Annotated in this window: 16 protein-coding genes; 4 read left to right on the top strand and 12 right to left on the bottom strand. The window is 55.8% G+C overall.

Translation table 11 applies throughout. The features are described from left to right. Window positions 1-39: 39 nt before the first annotated feature. From EJ361_RS02700 to pyrR, 8 genes are all read right to left on the bottom strand, one after another. Entirely contained in the window at window positions 40-1,743 is a 1,704-nt protein-coding gene (locus EJ361_RS02700) for a sodium:solute symporter (protein WP_126243796.1), read from the bottom strand. Further along, window positions 1,740-1,865, bottom strand: a complete 126-nt coding sequence (locus EJ361_RS25975; RefSeq protein ID WP_262707048.1) for a hypothetical protein — start codon at window positions 1,863-1,865, stop codon at window positions 1,740-1,742. The genes EJ361_RS02700 and EJ361_RS25975 overlap by 4 nt, the downstream gene beginning before the upstream one ends. Window positions 1,866-1,867: 2 nt before the next feature. Then, window positions 1,868-2,023, bottom strand: coding sequence for a hypothetical protein (locus EJ361_RS25500; RefSeq protein WP_164714054.1), 156 nt, complete (start codon window positions 2,021-2,023; stop codon window positions 1,868-1,870). A gap of 8 nt (window positions 2,024-2,031) precedes the next feature. After that, window positions 2,032-4,509 (bottom strand): PIG-L family deacetylase, encoded by a 2,478-nt coding sequence (locus EJ361_RS02695; RefSeq protein ID WP_126243795.1) that lies wholly within the window; start codon window positions 4,507-4,509, stop codon window positions 2,032-2,034. A gap of 89 nt (window positions 4,510-4,598) precedes the next feature. Beyond that, window positions 4,599-5,684 (bottom strand): serine hydrolase domain-containing protein, encoded by a 1,086-nt coding sequence (locus tag EJ361_RS02690; RefSeq protein WP_126243794.1) that lies wholly within the window; start codon window positions 5,682-5,684, stop codon window positions 4,599-4,601. A 15-nt stretch (window positions 5,685-5,699) separates the two neighbouring features. Continuing rightward, window positions 5,700-6,029 carry a DMT family protein gene (locus EJ361_RS02685; protein WP_126243793.1) on the bottom strand — a complete coding sequence of 110 codons (330 nt, stop codon included), beginning with the start codon at window positions 6,027-6,029 and terminating at the stop codon, window positions 5,700-5,702. 74 nt (window positions 6,030-6,103) lie between these two features. Beyond that, window positions 6,104-7,042: an aspartate carbamoyltransferase catalytic subunit gene (locus EJ361_RS02680; protein ID WP_317126917.1), complete on the bottom strand. Its 939-nt coding sequence runs from the start codon at window positions 7,040-7,042 to the stop codon at window positions 6,104-6,106. An 11-nt stretch (window positions 7,043-7,053) separates the two neighbouring features. Next, window positions 7,054-7,584 (bottom strand): bifunctional pyr operon transcriptional regulator/uracil phosphoribosyltransferase PyrR, encoded by a 531-nt coding sequence (pyrR, locus tag EJ361_RS02675; RefSeq protein ID WP_126243792.1) that lies wholly within the window; start codon window positions 7,582-7,584, stop codon window positions 7,054-7,056. A 106-nt stretch (window positions 7,585-7,690) separates the two neighbouring features. Here pyrR and EJ361_RS02670 point away from each other — a divergent pair, with 106 nt between their 5' ends. Next, complete coding sequence (locus EJ361_RS02670) at window positions 7,691-8,203, top strand: peroxiredoxin (RefSeq protein WP_240646528.1); 513 nt, start codon at window positions 7,691-7,693, stop codon at window positions 8,201-8,203. A 143-nt stretch (window positions 8,204-8,346) separates the two neighbouring features. Here EJ361_RS02670 and pruA read toward each other — a convergent pair whose 3' ends face one another. Both pruA and prfB read right to left on the bottom strand, forming a co-directional pair. Continuing rightward, the gene (pruA, locus tag EJ361_RS02665) at window positions 8,347-9,978 is read right to left on the bottom strand and encodes an L-glutamate gamma-semialdehyde dehydrogenase (protein ID WP_126243791.1); all 1,632 of its coding nucleotides are present in this window, start codon (window positions 9,976-9,978) and stop codon (window positions 8,347-8,349) included. A gap of 50 nt (window positions 9,979-10,028) precedes the next feature. Beyond that, a protein-coding gene (gene prfB, locus EJ361_RS02660; RefSeq protein ID WP_126243790.1) for a peptide chain release factor 2 occupies window positions 10,029-11,124 on the bottom strand; the annotation gives its coding sequence in 2 pieces (ribosomal slippage) (window positions 10,029-11,063 and window positions 11,065-11,124; 1,095 coding nt in all). Window positions 11,125-11,266: 142 nt separating this feature from the next. Here prfB and EJ361_RS02655 point away from each other — a divergent pair. Both EJ361_RS02655 and pgi read left to right on the top strand, forming a co-directional pair. Further along, window positions 11,267-12,064 carry a hypothetical protein gene (locus EJ361_RS02655; protein WP_126243789.1) on the top strand — a complete coding sequence of 266 codons (798 nt, stop codon included), beginning with the start codon at window positions 11,267-11,269 and terminating at the stop codon, window positions 12,062-12,064. Between the two features lie 68 nt (window positions 12,065-12,132). Next, window positions 12,133-13,761 carry a glucose-6-phosphate isomerase gene (gene pgi, locus EJ361_RS02650; RefSeq protein ID WP_126243788.1) on the top strand — a complete coding sequence of 543 codons (1,629 nt, stop codon included), beginning with the start codon at window positions 12,133-12,135 and terminating at the stop codon, window positions 13,759-13,761. A gap of 184 nt (window positions 13,762-13,945) precedes the next feature. On the opposite strand, the gene EJ361_RS02645 is transcribed toward pgi, so the two are convergent. Together EJ361_RS02645 and EJ361_RS02640 are read right to left on the bottom strand one after the other, a co-directional pair. Then, window positions 13,946-14,371 (bottom strand): DUF3276 family protein, encoded by a 426-nt coding sequence (locus EJ361_RS02645; protein ID WP_126243787.1) that lies wholly within the window; start codon window positions 14,369-14,371, stop codon window positions 13,946-13,948. A 164-nt stretch (window positions 14,372-14,535) separates the two neighbouring features. After that, window positions 14,536-16,332, bottom strand: a complete 1,797-nt coding sequence (locus tag EJ361_RS02640) for an ABC transporter ATP-binding protein (RefSeq protein WP_126243786.1) — start codon at window positions 16,330-16,332, stop codon at window positions 14,536-14,538. A 123-nt stretch (window positions 16,333-16,455) separates the two neighbouring features. On the opposite strand from EJ361_RS02640, the gene EJ361_RS02635 reads away from it, so the two are divergent. After that, window positions 16,456-17,796, top strand: a complete 1,341-nt coding sequence (locus EJ361_RS02635) for a DUF418 domain-containing protein (RefSeq protein ID WP_126243785.1) — start codon at window positions 16,456-16,458, stop codon at window positions 17,794-17,796. The last annotated feature ends 5 nt before the right edge of the window (window positions 17,797-17,801 follow it).

Below are 17,801 nucleotides of genomic sequence, written 5' to 3'. Positions count from 1 at the left end.
CGTAAGGGGCCATCCTCTTTTTTTATTCCGGATCCGGTGTTACGCCGGCTGTTTGGTTTGGGGGGATGGAAGGATGGGTTGGAGGATGGCAGAAAAAAGCATCACGAGCACGCAGCCGATCACGTTCAGCCAGAGGAAGGAAACGATATCGGAGAGGTACACGGTGATCACGGCGATTTCCGCCAGCAGCGCGCCCCAGAAAACGGCGTTGCCCCGGATGCGCTTCATGGCGAAGGCCACCACGAAAATCCCCAGGATCGTCCCGTAAAACAATGACCCGAGAATGTTCACGGCTTCGATGAGGCTGCCGAGGTTGGTGGCGAACAGCGCCACGCCGATGGAGAAGACGCCCCAGATGAGCGTCCAGAATTTGGACGCGCGCAGGTATTCGTGGTCGCTGGCTTCGGGTTTGTACATCCGTTTGTAGAAATCCACCATGGTGGTAGACGCGAGGGAATTGAGCGCGGCCGCGATGCTGCCCCACGATGCGAGGAAGATGATGGCGATCAGCAGGCCTACGAGCCCTTTGGGCAGGTTATGCACCACGAAATGGAGGAAAATATAGTTCGTATCGCTCGTATCTGCGGCCGGAAGGGCTTCGCGGATGAGGGTTTTGGCTTCGTCGCGGATCGAGTTGGACGCGGTCTCGGAGGCCTTCAGGCCGGCCTGCGCGGTGCGGATGGCGGTTTCGTTTTTAGCGTCGAGCGCCGTCACGAGGGTTTTAACCTGCGTTTGCCGCACGCCTTCCAGCGAATCAAAGCGTTGCTCCAGCGCCTGCATCTGCGGGGCGTATTCCGACTGGTGCACCTGCTGGATCAGGCCTTCGTTGAAATTGATCGGCGCCTTGAAATACAGGTAAAACACGAACACCAGCGCGCCGATCAGCATGATGAGGAATTGCATCGGCACTTTCACCAGCCCGTTCATCAGCAGGCTCATCCGGCTTTCGGTCAGGTCGCGGGCGGTGAGGTAGCGGCCCACCTGGCTCTGATCTGTCCCGAAATACGACAGCGCCAGGAAAAATCCGCCGATCACCCCGCTCCAGATATTGTACCGGTCTTTCAGGCTAAAATCCGTCACGATCACGTTCAGTTTCCCCATCTTGCCCGAAACATGCAACGCATCGGAGAATCCGATATCGGCAGGCAACAGTTTTACTACCATGTATCCTGCCAGGAACATCCCTACGAAAATAACCCCCAGCTGCAGCGATTGCGTGTAAGACACGGCCTTCGTGCCGCCGTACATCGTGTAAATGATGAGGAGCCCGCCCATGAAGAGGTTTGTATAGTAAATGTTCCAACCCAGTAAAGATGACAGGATGATGGATGGAGCGTAAATGCTGATCCCGGTCGACAGCGCCCTTTGCAGCAAAAACAGGAACGAAGTAAGGGTGCGCGTCTTGAGATCGAACCGGTTTTCGAGGTATTCGTACGCGGTGTAGACCTTCAGTTTGTTGTAAATCGGGACGAAAACCGCGGAAATGACCACCATGGCGAGCGGCAGCCCGAAGTAGTATTGCACGAACCGCATCCCGTCGGTATACGCCTGGCCGGGTGCGCTCAGGAAGGTGATGGCGCTGGCCTGTGTGCCCATGATAGACAGGAGCACGATGTACCAGGGCACGGAACGGTTTCCCAGGAAGTAGCTGTCGAGGTTTTGCTGGCCGCGGCTTTTCCAGACGCCGTATAAAATGATGGCGATCAGGGTAATACCGAGCACAGCCCAGTCGGCATAACTCATGAATAGTGTTTGGTAAAGAAATAAAAGAACACGACCAGTGCAACGAGCCAGCCGATCACCAGGGCGTACCAGGTGCTCCAGCGGCTGAAAAGCGGCGGTTTCTCGTATTGATGATCTTCCATAATCAATTGCGTTTGGACAATAATCCGCCGCCGAGCAATCCAAGGGCGAGGCCGATCAGCAGGCCGATGTGGACCTTCTTGATGAGGAACCCGATGGCCAGCCCGATGGCGATGCAGAGCCCTGCGGAAATCGTAACGCGGTCTTTTCTACCACTCATATCTGTCTTTATTTAGCGATCAGGTTCACGAATAATCTGTAAGCGCCCGGCACGCCGGCGGGCAGCTGGCGGAAGAACGACAGCCCGGTATAGACATACTTCCCTTTCCCGTAACGGGCCACCAGCGTGGACCCGGAGAGGTCTTTCCCGCCGGGGTCCTTCATGCTGAAGGGTTGCACGTATTGCGCGTCTGCATTTGCCGGGAAATACAGCCCCCGCTCCTGCACCCATCCGTTGAAATCGGCCGTGGTGAGGGCATTGGGATAGGTCATAGACCGGTCTTGCGGCGTGAGGAACGTTACGGCCGCGTGCTCGTCGGTCACCCTGTCGCGCGACAGCGTGAACGGATAAGGCCCGAGCTGGTTGGTGACGAGGGCGCCGCTGGTATTGTACTGGATCAGCAGCGTACCGCCGTTTTTCACGTATTCGAGGAGGCGCGGTTGCCAGTAGCGGAGGCGCTCCTGTGTGTTGTAGGCGCGCACGCCGGTGATGATGGCGTCGTAACCGGAAAGGTTGCCTTGCATGATTTCTTTTTCACCCAGCATGGTAACCGTATAGCCCACCTGGCGGAGGCTTTCCGCCACTTTATCGCCCGCGCCGGGGATATACCCGATGTTGCGCCCGTTGTATTTCAGGTTGAGCGTCACGAGCCGCGCTTCCGTGGGCGGGAACAGCGTGATGGCGGGAATATGGTCGTAGGCGATGACAGTCATGCTGTTCGTGTATTCCTTCCCGTTAACTTCCACCGAAACGCTCATGGTGTCGGTAAGTTGACGGCCGTTGACCTGTTGCGGTTTCACCTGGAAAACCACTTCCGTCTCATCGCCTTTTTCTTTCAGGCTGAAGGGGATGGCGGCCTGATCTGCGGAGAAGCCCTGCGGCAGGCGCAGCTTCACTTTCCCCGAAACGCCCGGCTGGATGGCGCGGACTTTCACGGGAACGGCCTGCGGCGCGGCCTGGGTATAAATGTAAACCTGGTTCTGGAGGTAAGACACTACCGGCGGAGCGATCACGAGCGGATTATACACTTCGCCCTTCACCGGGTCGGTGAATTTGTAGATGAACGGCCGCCGGAGAGGGATGGCCTGGTCGCCGAAGCGGAGGAAGAACGTGGCGGTGAGGGAAGGTTTGTTTTCCGGGTAGCCGACCATGTTATTGTCGCGGATGACGTAGGCGCCCAGCGGATGCGGGTCTTGCAGCCAGTAAGGCTGCGAGAAAGGCGTTTCCGCCGGCAGGGGGAAATCGGCGGGGATGGTATTGAGCTCGTTGAATGCGAGGTCGCGGGCGAGCGAGGTATTTTCCGTTCCGTTGTAGGTCACTTTTTCGAGGCGGACGGGCACGTTGCTGCGGTTGATGATCTGCAACTGGCTCTTCATGGGGCCGCCGGGCACTACTTCTGCGGATGTGGAGAACGCTTCGGCCCAAATCCCGGAGCAGGCGATGATGAGCTGTTCCGTTTCTTTCAGTTTCTGTGTTTTCCAGTAACCGTCGGGCAGCGCCAGGAGGCTTTTGCGCACGGCGAGCAGTGCAGGCACGCTGGCGGAGGGCGCTTCGGCACGGTAATCCTTCGTTACCGCCTGTATCTGCTGCGCCACGGCGTCAGCGCCGGGCACCCGTGCCCAGGTGGTATTAATACCGTCCATAAGGTCTTTGGAAGGTGCTTCTCCCTGGATGGTCATAAAGTACTCCGTAGCATTACCACGGCCCGAAGGCACGCCGAAGCCCTGGCTTTTATGCTGGCTGCGGCTTTCCGCGGCGATTTCGCCGTAACCCTTGCCCAGGAGCGCGTTGTAGGCGCCTACCTGCATCTTGAACTGGTCTTCGGAAATGGTATTGTTGCTGCCGAAGTTGAAAGTGTTCCACAGCAGTCTTTTCGCCTGCCATACCTCAACGGATTTCAGTTGTTCGGGATATTGCGTGGGATCGGCCGCGGCTTTGAACGCTTCGGCCGCCAGCATGGCGGAGGCGGTATGGTGGCCATGCCCTGCCCTGCTATCCGCCGGGAAACGGCAAATGATCACGTCCGGCCGGAACTTGCGGATCACCCAAACCACGTCTCCCAGCACTTTCCGGCGGTCCCAGATCGTAAAGGTTTCTTCCGGGTTCTTGGAAAAGCCGAAATCGTTGGCGCGGGTGAAAAATTGCTCCGCCCCGTCGATCCTGCGGGCCGCCAGCAGCTCCTGGGTGCGGATGAGCCCCAGCAGCTCGGCCTGTTCGTTGCCGATGAGGTTCTGCCCGCCGTCGCCACGCGTCAGCGAAAGATAGCCGGTGCGGTATTTGCCTTCGCGGGCCAGGAAGCCCAGCAGGCGGGTATTTTCGTCGTCGGGATGGGCGGCAACATACAGGACGCTGCCCAGCGTATTCAGTTTCTGCAACTGCAACTGGATATCGGCTGCGTGCATTACCGGGGCGGTTTGCGCATTTGTGCCGGAAACGGCCAGCAGCAAGGCTGTAGCCAGTCCCGTAAGGGTTCGGATGTTCAACATGAAATAGTTACCGGTTTTGTCAGTCGTCAAAAATAGGGATTAAATGTTGCAACGCGTTGCCGCTGGTGGATTAAATCAGTAAGCGGAAATTATCTTGTGAGGTACATTTGGAGCGGCCATCCCACCTGGTTGTCGGCGGCAACGTTCGAAAGAACGATCACCGCCTTTCGGGTAGCGGGTTCCACGCCGATGTAGGCATTGTAACCGCCGGTTTGCCCGCCGTGTTGAACAATAGTGTGGCCAGGGACCCGGCTGATGTGCCATCCCATCCCGATAATCGCATTGCTGCCGGCAAAGGTCTGCTGGTGGCTCAGCCGGATCGCATCGCCCAGTTCCCCTTTCCCGGGATTGATATTGGCACGGGCGTACTTCAGCATATCGTCCATATTGGATTCGATCCCGCCGGCGGCGGCTACTGCCGACATCACCCAGGGACCCTGTATCTTCTTTTCTTTCGTGTACCCTGATGCCATTGTACGCGAAGCAACGGGGCTGGCCGTCAACCGGGTTTTGCGCATTTTTAGCGGGCGCAGGATTCCCTGATACAGCAATTCGCCGTAACCAATTCCTTTATTCCGGCCAAGCAGCTCCCCCAACAGGCCAACGGCGATATTGGAATAATCGTATCGCTTGCCGGGCGCCGCTGCGGGTGTGTATTTATTCAGGAAATCGTAGAGTTGGGGAAGCTGAAAATGCCGGTACGGCTGCTTCATATCGAAATTGGGATACTTCATCACCGGTTCCCAGCGCGGCATGGCCGATGTATGGTTCGTGAGCATGAGCATCGTAACGGGCTGGCCTTCAAACCAGTTCATCCTCACCGTGTCTGGCAGGTATTTCGAGATGGGATCGTCGGCCTTCACTTCCCCGCGAACGATCTGCGCAGCCAGCAAAATGCCGGTAAACGTTTTGGAGAGGGAACCGATCTGGAACAACGTTTGGCCGGTAGGCAGTTTGCCGTTCCCGGTCGCGGTTTCTCCATAGGCATACACATGCGACTTTTTCCCGTCGATCACCCCCACCATGAGCCCCACGCATTCCCCGCGGGCGAACGCGGCGCGCACGAGCGAATCCACCTTTCTGTCCAAAGGCGATTGCATGGGGTTACCGGATTTTTGACAAAAGGCGGCCAGGGCGGGCAGGCATAGCAGGGAGATAAGGACGAAGCGCATCATGGCGAAGGGATTAGCTTATTTTTTGAACATGAAGTACACCGCCCCGAGGAGCAGCGAGAAGGAAATGAGGTAATTCCAGCGCAGGGGCTCCTTCAGCCAGATCACCGCAAACACGCAGAAAACTGTCAGCGTGATCACTTCCTGGACCATCTTTAGCTGGAACCCGTTAAACCCGTCGAGATACCCGATCCGGTTGGCCGGCACCATGAAGCAGTATTCGAAAAAAGCGATGCCCCAGCTCACCAGCACCACTTTCCACAGCGGCACGTTCGTGTTCTTGAGGTGGCCGTACCATGCAAAGGTCATGAAGACGTTGGAGATGAGGAGCAGGAAGATTGTTCGCATGTGCTAATTTACAGTTTTGGGCATAAAAAAACTCCCGGTGCGGCCGGGAGTTCCTTGGAATATTTTGAACGGAATCAATTCTCTTTGCGGGCCAGCAGGTAGAGTACTGCCATGCGGGTGGCCACCCCGTTTTCGACCTGGTCGAGGATGATGCTCTGGCCGGAATCCGCTACGTCGGAACTAAGTTCCACACCGCGGTTGATGGGCCCGGGGTGCATGATGACGATCTCTTTGCCGAGGCTGTCGAGCAGTTTGCGGTTCACGCCGTAAGCGAGGGAATATTCCCGCAGGGTCGAGAACAGCGGCATGTTCTGGCGCTCCAGCTGGATGCGGAGCACGTTGGCCACGTCTGCCCATTTCAGCGTTTCCCTGATGTCGTAAGACACGTTCACGCCGAGGGCGTTGCCGATATGTTTGGGAATGAGCGTCGGCGGGCCCACAACGGTCACTTCGGCGCCCAGTTTCTTCAGGCAGTAGATGTTGGACAGGGCCACGCGGGAATGCATGATATCGCCGCAGATGGCGATCTTCTTCCCTTCCACCGAGCCCAGTTTCTCGCGGATGGAAAACGCGTCGAGCAGGGCCTGTGTGGGGTGCTCGTTGATGCCGTCTCCGGCGTTGACGATGGGTACGTTGATGTGTTTGGCGAGGAAGTGGGGCGCCCCCGTGGCCGAGTGCCGCATCACCACCATATCCACTTTCATGGACAGGATGTTGTTGACGGTATCGATGAGGGTTTCGCCTTTGGATACGGAAGATCCGGAAGCGGAGAAGTTCATCACATCGGCGCCAAGGCGCTTTTCCGCCAGCTCGAAAGAGAGCCGCGTGCGTGTGGAGTTCTCGAAAAATACATTGACGATGGTGGTATCCCGTAAGGTGGGCACTTTCTTGATCGGGCGCTGCAATACTTCCTTGAATTGATCAGCCGTTTGAAAGACGAGTTCTATATCCTGACGCGTCAGGTCACGTATACCCAGCAGATGTTTTACAGACAGTGACATTCTAAGGTGCAAATATATGGTTTTTATGCTGTCAGCACAACTTCGTCTTTCCCGTCGCGCTCATTCCACAAAACTTTTACGCGTTCCGTGATGATCGCATCTATCGTACGGCCCGTATAGTCAGGCTGGATGGGCAGTTCGCGGCTGAAGCGGCGGTCGATCAGCACGCAGAGCTCCACTTTCGCCGGCCGGCCGAAGTCCAGTATCGCATCCATGGCGGAACGGATGGTACGGCCGGTATACAGCACGTCGTCTACCAGGATCACCTTTTTATCGTCGATGGAAAACTCGATGTCGGTCTCATTGGGAACATGCAGGGTTTTACCGCTCTTGAAATCGTCGCGGTAAAAAGTGATGTCGAGCTTGCCGTAGGGAATATTGGCGGAAGGAACGAGCGCCTGGAGGTGGCGGTGGATCCGGTCCGACAAATAAATACCCCGGGGCTGGAGGCCGATCAGCACGGTATCCCTGAAATCCAGGTGGTTCTCCACCAGCTGGTGGCTCAGCCTTTCGATCGTGATCGCCAATTGCCGGTCTGTCAGGATTGATTTCAAATCAGGTCAAGTTTAAAAGTCAAAAATACGGATGAAGGACCGGAATAAAAAATGATTGCGGAAGAGGCGGGTTGCCGTAACTTTGGAAAGACAAATGCAACCGGTCATGAAAATCTTGAAAACCATGCTCATTACCTTATCGCTGTTCGGCCTGTTCTCCGACGCTTCCGCCCAGCTCAAAACTGGCGCAACCGTTCCCGATTTTTCGCTGCAGGACCAGGACAACCACACGTTCCGCCTGTCTGAAGCCCTGGCAAAGGGGCCTGTGGTCGTATATTTCTACCCGAAAGACGATACCCCCGGCTGTACCAGGGAGGCCTGCTCCTTCCGCGACAGCTTCGCTGCGTTCACAGACGCCGGCGCACAGGTGGTAGGCATCAGTTCGGACGACGTGGCTTCCCACAAAAAATTCGCCGAAAAACATAATCTCCCCTTCACCCTGCTGGCCGACGAAAAGAACGAGGTCCGCAAGTTGTTCGGGGTTCCCAAAACCATGATGCTCCCCGGCCGTGTTACGTATGTGCTTGACCGTAAGGGGACCGTGGTGCACCAGTTCAACTCCATGACGCAGGCTACCCAGCATGTGGACGAAGCCCTGGCGGCGATCAGGAAGCTGTAATCCTTACCGCACGAAATTGGAAAGAGGCGCCTTGCAAGGGGTGCTTTTTTTATTCCCCCGGAATAGGTGAATCCCCTGCTTTTCGACAAAAAAAAGCCGCCCCCATCGGGAGCGGCTTCGCTATAAGTTGTATGCTTTCGGCATTACGCTTCTTTCAGGAACGGGTAGCGGTAATCCGTGGGGGAAACGAGGGTTTCTTTCACGGTACGCGCGCTGAGCCAGCGGTAAAGGTTCAGCTGGGAGCCGGCCTTGTCGTTGGTTCCCGATGCACGGGCGCCGCCGAAGGGCTGCTGGCCTACCACTGCGCCGGTCGGCTTGTCGTTCAGATAGAAGTTACCTGCTGCGTTTACCAGTTTTTTGGTAGCGAGCTCCAGCGCGTAACGGTCTTGCGCGAAAATGGCGCCGGTGAGGGCGTATTCGCTGGTACCGTCTACCAATTCGATGGCTTCTTCGAATTTATCCGCGTCGTACGTATAGATAGACAGCACGGGGCCGAAGATCTCTTCGCACATGGTCACGTATTTCGGGTCGGAAGCTTCGATGACGGTGGGCTCGATGAAGTAGCCTTCCGTTTTGCTGTAATTACCGCCGGCGATGATTTTCGCCTTGGGGTCTTTTTTCGCGTTGTCGATATAGGTAGCGATCTTGTCGAACGAACGTTCGTCGATCACGGCGTTGATGAAGTTGGTGAAATCTTCCGTGGTGCCCATTTTCATGGTTTTCAGCTCGGCAGCCAGTTTCGTCTTGATCTCTTCGGCGAGGTTGCTGGGGAGATAAGCGCGGGAAGCGGCGGAGCATTTCTGGCCCTGGAACTCGAAGGCCCCGCGGGCAAGACCGGTCACAACGGCGTCTACATCGGCGGATTTGTGCACCAGCACGAAATCCTTACCGCCTGTTTCGCCTACGATGCGGGGATAGGTCTTGTATTTGGAAATGTTGTTGCCGATGGTCTTCCACATGGTCTGGAACACGCCGGTGGAACCGGTGAAGTGGATACCGGCGAAGTCGGGATGCGCGAAGCAGATATCGCCGATGGTAGGCCCGTCTGCATAAACCAGGTTGATCACACCGTCGGGCAAACCGGCTTCCATGAGCACTTTCATGAAGAAGCTGGCGTGGTACACCGCGGTGTTGGCGGGCTTCCATACCACTACGTTGCCGCACATGGCGGCGGAGGTGGGCAGGTTGCCGCCGATGGCGGAGAAGTTGAACGGCGTCACGGCCAGCACGAAACCTTCGAGCGGACGGTATTCCATTCTGTTATGAACGCCGGGCGAGCTAACGGGCTGTTGGCGGTAGATCTCGGTGAGATAGTGTACGTTGAAGCGGAGGAAGTCGATCAGTTCGCAGGCTGAATCGATTTCGGCCTGGTAGGCGTTCTTGCTCTGGCCCAGCATGGTAGCGGCGTTGGTGTGCGCGCGGTACTTGGTGGCGAGGAGATCGGCAGCTTTCAGGAAGATGGCGGCGCGCTGCTCCCAGGGCGTATCGGCCCAGCGCTGGCGTGCTGCCAGTGCGGCGGCGATGGCTTCATTCACATGGCTGGCGTCTCCCGCATGAAAGTGGCCCAGCTTATGTTTGATCTCATGCGGAGGGCGGATGTCTACCGTTTTGCCGGTGCGTACTTCCTTGCCGCCGATGTACATCGGGATGTCCATTTCCACGGCCTTGAAGGCGGCCAGCTGTTTTTTCAGTGCTGCTTTCTCGGGGGTGCCGGGACCGTAAGTGAGAACCGGCTCGTTGGTTGGTGCTGCAAAGTCAAAATAAGCATTATGCATGGCTTAGATTGTTGTTTCGGTTATCAATATTGTTCACTTCAGGCTAAGCGTCAGCCTTTTTCGTCTTCTTTCTGCATCATGAGGTAAGCCTTGATGAAGCCGTCCAGTTCGCCGTCCATCACCGGGCCCACGTTGCCGACTTCGAAATCGGTGCGGTGGTCTTTGATCATTTTGTAGGGATGGAAAACGTACGACCGGATCTGGGAGCCCCATTCGATCTTGCGTTTGTTGGCGTTGGTGGCGTTTTTCAGCTCCTCGCGCTTGCGGATCTCCTCTTCGTACAGCCGGGATTTCAGCATGGTGAGCGCCTTTTCACGGTTCTCGCCCTGCGTACGCGCCTGCTGGCATTCGATGATGATGCCGGAAGGGATGTGCTTCAAACGTACCGCGGTTTCCACCTTGTTCACGTTCTGTCCGCCCTTACCGCCGGAACGGTAGAATTCCCATTCCAGGTCTGCCGGGTTCACCGTCACTTCAATGGTATCGTCTACCAGCGGGTATACGAACACGGAAGCGAAGGAAGTATGCCGGCGGGCGTTGGAGTCGAACGGGGAAATGCGCACCAGGCGGTGCACGCCGCTTTCGGCCTTCAGCAAGCCGTAGGCGAACTCTCCGTCGAATTCGAGCGTAGCGGATTTGATGCCCGCGCCGTCTCCGTATTGCACGTCGATCTCGCTGACTTTCCACCCCTGTTTTTCGCCGTACATGCGGTACATGCGCAGGAGCATCTCGGCCCAGTCCTGGCTTTCGGTACCGCCCGCTCCCGAGTTGATCGTGAGCACGGCAGGCATCTCGTCTTCCGGCTGGTTAAGGGTGGATTTGAACTCCAGCTCGTCCAGCGCCTGAAGGGCACTGTTGTATGCCGTGTTCACTTCTTCTTCGGTAGCCTCTCCTTCCTTCTGGAAGTCGAGCAGTACGGCACTGTCTTCGATAGAAGTGCGCACACTATCGTGAAGGTCAACCCAAAACTTGTTTACCTTGATTTCCTTGAGAATGGCGGTCGCCCTTTCGTTATCGTCCCAAAAGCCGGGAGCGAGGGTCATTTGCTTATCATTTTCGATTTTGTCTATACGGTCCTGGACGTTAAAGAAAACCTCCCAGGACGTACAAACGATCCCTCATAGCCTTAAGTTGTTCTGTTGTCATAAGTCCGCAAAGATAAATTATTATTAACGAAATACGAAAACGGAATTCGGCTGCTAATCAATTCATTTTTAATATGTAAATTCAGATTGGAAAGATTTTTGCGCGAGAATGTCATTTAAAGAAAATCCGTATGGAGACCCGCATGAGCATACCTCATTTCCGGCAGCAGGCTTTTTTCAACCTGGTGGCTTTGCTGGTAGTGATCGGCGTCAATGTTTTGGCCAATACGGCCACGCTGAACGGCCGCACTACCGGTGAAATATCCGAGCTGTATCCGAACCTGTTTACGCCAGCCGGCATTACTTTCAGTATTTGGAGCGTCATTTACCTGGGGCTTCTCGCTTTTGCGGGTTACCAGCTCTGGCTGGCCTTCGCGCCCGGCCGGGAGGTGGAGCTGTCGCGTTTGATGGCGCGCATGGGGCCGTGGTTCCTCCTGAACTGCCTGGCCAACGCCTGCTGGCTGTTCGCATGGCACTATGAACTGATCTGGCTGTCCGTCATCCTCATGATCTTTCTCCTCCTCACGCTCGTCCGCATCCACACCCGCTTCCGGATCGCCGACAGCACCGCTCCCCTGGCCGAAAAAGCCTTCATCTTTTTCCCGTTCGGCGTATATTTCGGATGGGTCACCATCGCCCTGCTGGCCAACGTCACCGCCCTGGGCGTGGCCATGGGATGGAGCCTGTACGGCGTAGGCGGCGTATACTGGTCGATCGGATGCATGATCCTCGGCACCCTCGCGGGGCTCCTCATGATCTTCCGGTTCAACAATGTGTGGTACGGCGTTACCGGTGTATGGGCTTTCTACGGCATCATCCTCAAACGCGACGCCGTCGCCAGCCCGGACTCCCCTCCCATCGTAGCCGCCGGAACGATCATCATGGCCGTTCTCGCGTTGTCGGTCCTCATGCAACTGTTGCGAAAACGGCCGCTCATCTGATAAAAACGCACCCAACTATCGATCCCGATGTGTATTTTTGACGCGATCAAAACTTAAAAGACCGAATCATGTTCCCATCCGTACAGCCCGATGCCACCGAAGCCTGGCAAGATCTACTCGCCCATGCAGGAATGATGGGCATTTCCCAGATGCGCGATCTCTTCGCCGAAGACCCCGACCGTTTCCGGAAGTTCTCGCTGCAGCTGGAAGACATCCTGTTCGATTATTCCAAAAACATCATAACCGAAGGCACCATGCAGCTGCTGCATGAACTGGCCGCCGAATGTAAAGTGGAAGAAGCCCGCAAGGCCATGTTCGCCGGCGAAAAGATCAACGCCACCGAAAACCGTGCCGTGCTCCACACCGCTTTGCGCAACCTTTCCGGCACGCCTGTGCTGCTGGACGGGAAAGACGTCATGCCCGAAGTGAACGCCGTGCTGGCGCAGATGGAAGATTGCTGCCGCCGCATCCATTCCGGTGAATGGAAGGGCTTCTCCGGTAAAAAGATCAAATACATCGTCAACATCGGCATCGGCGGCTCGGACCTCGGCCCCGTAATGGTCACCGAAGCCCTGAAGCCCTACTGGGTGGAAGGGATACAACCGTACTTCGTGTCGAACGTAGACGGTACGCATATCGTGGAAACGCTGAAGAAAGTGAAGGCAGATGAAACGTTGTTCCTCATCGCCTCCAAAACCTTCACCACGCAGGAAACCATGACCAACGCGCATACCGCGCGGGAATGGTTCCTGGCCAGCGGTGGTTCCGAGAAAGACATCGCGCTGCACTTCGCCGCACTGTCGACCAACGAAAAAGCCGTGACCGCTTTCGGCATCGATCCCAAAAACATGTTCGCGTTCTGGGATTGGGTAGGCGGCCGTTATTCCCTGTGGTCCGCCATCGGCTTGTCGATCGCGCTGACGGTGGGTTACGGTAATTTCCGCGAGCTGCTTGGCGGCGCCCATGCGGCAGACCTCCATTTCCAGCAGGCCCCGGCTGAAGAGAACATTCCCCTCATCATGGCGCTGATCGGCCTGTGGTACGGTAATTTCTTCGATACCGCATCCGAAGCCATCCTTCCCTACGATCAGTACATGCACCGTTTTGCCGCCTATTTCCAGCAGGGGAATATGGAAAGCAACGGCAAATACGTGGCCCGCAACGGGCAGTCGGTAGAATGGCAGACCGGCCCCATCGTTTGGGGAGAGCCCGGTACCAACGGCCAGCACGCGTTCTACCAGCTCATCCATCAGGGAACAAAGCTCATTCCCTGCGATTTCATCGCACCGGCCATCAGCCATAACCCCGTGGGCGATCATCACAATAAGCTCCTTTCCAACTTCTTTGCGCAAACGGAAGCGTTGATGAACGGGAAAACGGAGGAGGAAGTGCGTGCGGAAGGGACGCCGGAGAGCCTGGTGCCATTCAAGGTTTTTACGGGCAACCGGCCTACCAACTCGTTCCTCATCAAAAAGATCACTCCGCGCACGCTGGGCATGCTCACGGCGCTGTACGAGCACAAAATCTTCGTGCAGGGCGTGATCTGGAACATTTACTCGTTCGACCAGTGGGGGGTTGAGCTGGGCAAGCAGCTGGCCAACCGCATTTTGCCGGAACTGGGCGGGAACGGGGAAGTTGCCTCGCACGATGCGTCTACGAACGGGCTCATCAATGCATATAAGGCAATGCGTCAATAAGTTGCCGCAAAAGGAATATGGCCGCCGGGTAATAATCCGGCGGTTTTTTTATGCAATCCATGTTGCGGGAGGCGATACAACGCAGATGGTTATACGATAATGGGTGATGGCGATAAAAAAAGCCTCCGCATTGCGGAGGCTTTAAAAAATTCTTATCGTTGACAGGGAGAGAATAAAGTCGAAACTACCATTTGTCCACGTCTTCGGCAGACGGAGCGGGAGCTTCTTCTGCAGCAGCAGCTACTTCGGAACGAACGGCAGCAACTGCTTCGATCGCATCGCTGTCCTGCTCGTCTTCGCGGGAATCCGAGTAGTCGTGGTTGTAAGCATCAAAGTCGAAATCGGGCATCAACTCGGTTTTTACGTAGTTGATGGTTTCCGTCAGGGCATTCAGGAACTTGTTGAAGTCTTCTTTGTACAGGAATACCTTGTGCCTGTCGTAACCGTTGTCGTTGAAACGTTTTTTACTTTCCGTGATAGTGAGAAAGTAATCGTTGCCACGAGTCGTTTTTACATCAAAGAAATAAGTTCTCCTTTTGCCCGCTTTCAATCGCTTGGAAAAGATGCTGTCGTTGTTTCTTTCCTGTTGATTGTTGTTTTCGTACGCCACAGTTGATAGATTTAAGTGTTAACGAATCAAATCCTGTTTGAGTGATCAATAATCAACAAATATACTATTGTTTTACAAATATCAAAATATTTTTAAATGATTTTCAAAAATCATCTTATATTCCGCGCAGGAGGGAATTACGGCTGTTTACAACTATGTGAAAACTATTCGTTTACACGCTCCTCCTCCCCTGTTTGCTGCCGTGCATACAGCTCCGCGTAATACCCGTTTTTAGCCAGCAATTCTTCATGCGTACCCGCCTCTGCGATCCTTCCTTCATCCAGTACGATGATTTTGTCGAACGTAAAAAGCGAGAAGATCCGGTGCGTGATGATAATGGCCGTTCTGTCTTTCAGATAGGCATACAGGTTGCCGATGATCTCCTTTTCCGTACGCGCGTCTACGGCCGACAGGCAATCGTCGAACAGCAGGATGTTCGGCTGGCGGATGAGCGCCCTGGCGATGGAAACGCGCTGTTTCTGCCCGCCGCTCAGCGTTACGCCGCGTTCGCCCACCACGGTCTGGAACCCGTCGGGGAAGCCGAGGATATCCTTTTCCACGCTGGCCTGGCGCGCCGCCTGTTGCACCGCCGCATCGTTGGCGGAAGGTTCGCCGAAACGGATGTTGTTGGCGATGGTATCGGAAAACAGGAACACGTCTTGCGGAACATACGCCACCTGGTTGCGGAGATTATGCAGTTTCAGCGAGCGGATGTTGTTGCCGTCCACCGAAATCTCCCCCTGCTGCGGATCGTACATCCTTAACAGCAATTGGGCCATGGTCGTTTTGCCGGAACCCGTCCGCCCGATCACCGCGATCTTTTCCCCGGGTTTGATATGCAGGTTGAAATTTTTGAGCGCCTGGATCCCCGTATGCGGATAGGTGAAATTCACACCGGTAAACCGGATTTCCCCGCCCAGGGGCGCGTCTTTCGCATCCGGCGCATCCTTGATCAGGGGCTCCAGCAGCAGGAACTCGTTGATCCGCTGTTGCGACGCCGCCGCCCGCTGGATCATGGACGCCACCCACCCGATGCTGAAAAACGGGAAAGTAAGCATGTTCACGTAGAGGACGAACTCGGCGAGGTTCCCCACCGTGATGTTGCCCTTGATCACCTGCATGCCGCCGATAAAGATGGTCAGGATCACGCTCAGGCCGATCATAAGCGCCATGGCCGGCTGATACAGCGCGTCCGTTTTGGCAAGGCTGATACTGCTTTGCTTGTACGCTTCGCTGGCTTCTTCGAAATGCCGTGCCGAAGGCTCCTCCTGTACGTACGACTTGATCACCCGGATACCGGAATAGTTCTCCTGGGCTACCGACGTAATGTTCGATAACTGCGCCTGGATGCGCTCGCTTTTCTTGTGGATGATACGGTTCACGAAATATATCGTCACCGCCAGGATCGGCAGCGGACTGAGCGTATAGAGCGTGAGCATGGGGTTCACGGCCCACATCAGCCAGATGATCATCACCATCATGATGAGCGTTCGCGTGGCGTACATCAGCGCCGGCCCCACGTACATGCGCACCCTGCTCACATCTTCGGTGATCCGGCTCATGAGGTCGCCCGTGCGGTTGAGCTTGAAGAAATGCAGGTCCATCCGCTGGTACTGCTGGTAGATATCGTTCTTCAGATCGTATTCGATATGCCGGCTCATGACGATGAGCGTTTGCCGCTGCAGGTACATGAAAAATCCGCTGAGCAACGCCAGGCCGAGGATCGACAGTCCGTAGAACGCGAGCGTCTGGCTGAAAACGGCGCGGAAAGCGCCTTTAAGGCTCGTATCGCTCAGCATGCGGTAACTTTTCAGGTTCTGTTCCAGCAGATCGAAGATCTGGCGGACCAGGATGGGTTGGAACACGCTGAATACGATGGAAACCGAAGTGAAAAGCATCCCGAGGAGGAAACGCCATTTATATCGGACGAAAAACTTGTTTAAGGCTGCGAGGTGTTTCATAAAGCTATACAAATGTAGCGATTGCGGCGGATTTTCCCCACCCGTTGAAATTGACCAGTCGCACTCGTCATTTTCATTTCGCGGGAAGGCCGTCCCACCTTATTTTTAGCGTAAACCTGACTTATGCTGACTATCCCCGGCGCGGCACCCTTACGCGCTACAGAACGACTACAGATCATCGACAGCCTGCGCGGCATCGCGCTGCTGGGCATCCTGCTCATGAACATCCTCATGTTCGCCCTGCCCGACAACCGGGAGAACGATATTTTCCTGTACAACGAGCTTTCCGGGCCGAATTATTACACCTGGTGGACGGTCAACCTGTTCTTCGAAGGCACCATGCGCGGTATTTTTTCGCTCCTTTTCGGCGCGGGATGCGTACTGTTGCTGGACCGGCTGGAAAGGCGGACCGATCCCCTCACGCCTGCGGCCGACATTTACTACCGCCGGCTCCTGTGGCTCCTGGCCTTCGGTTTGATCGACGCCAACCTGCTGCTGTGGACGGGCGACGTACTTTTCGTGTATGCCCTTGGCGGTATGGTCCTCTACCCATTCCGGCGCCTGGGCATCCGTCCGTTGCTCATCATTGCCGCTGTGGCGCTCGTGATGGGCACGCTTTTGGGTACGCTCCACATGCATGGGAAAAAAGAGCTCCGTATCAAAGGCGAACAGGCGGTGCTGCTGGCCAAACAGGGCGCAAAACTAAACACCAAACAAACGAAGGAAAAGGAAGCCTGGGAAGAGCATCTCCGGGAAATGGCGCCGGCCGCCCGTCTGAAAGCGGATGCGGAACAGGTGAAAACCATGCGCGGCGGCTATTTCCAGGTGATGACTCATCTTCTTCCCAGCAACGAGAAGAACCAGCATTTATCGCCTTACGGCTTCTTCTATTGGGACCTCATGGTCTGTTTCTTCCTGGGTATGGCGCTTTTCAAGGCCGGTGTGCTCACGGGCCTGCGTTCCGGGCGCTTTTACGCAGGAATGATGCTGGCGGGCTACGGGCTGGGGCTTGCACTGAATTACTGGGAAATTCGCGTCTGGATGGGCGTTAAGCTGGACGAAACGCTGCTGGCAGACCGGGTGTTCATCAGCTGGTACGAGATCCGGCGGGTGTTGGTGCTCCTGGGGCATATCGGGCTTATCATGCTGGTATACAAGGCCGGCATCGCGAAGCGGTTGCTGGCGTGGATGGCGGCCGTGGGGCAAATGGCTTTCACCAATTACCTCATGCAAAGCATCCTGTGCGGACTGTTTTTCTACGGTTTCGGGCTGGGATGGTACGGGGCGCTGGAGCGGCACGAGATTTATTACGTGGTGTTCGCTGTTTGGGGGGTGCAACTCATTTACAGCAATATATGGCTGCGGCATTTCCACTTCGGGCCGTTCGAATGGGCCTGGCGTTCGCTGACGTATTGGAAGCGGCAGCCTTTCCGGAAGGGCGCCCCCATGATGGAGATCGCATAAAAAGC

Origin of the sequence: Chitinophaga rhizosphaerae (genome assembly GCF_003958645.1) — a bacterium.
Classification (GTDB): Bacteria; Bacteroidota; Bacteroidia; order Chitinophagales; family Chitinophagaceae; genus Chitinophaga; species Chitinophaga rhizosphaerae.
Note: the sequence above shows the minus strand (reverse complement) of the source record. Positions and strands in the feature narration are given on the sequence as shown.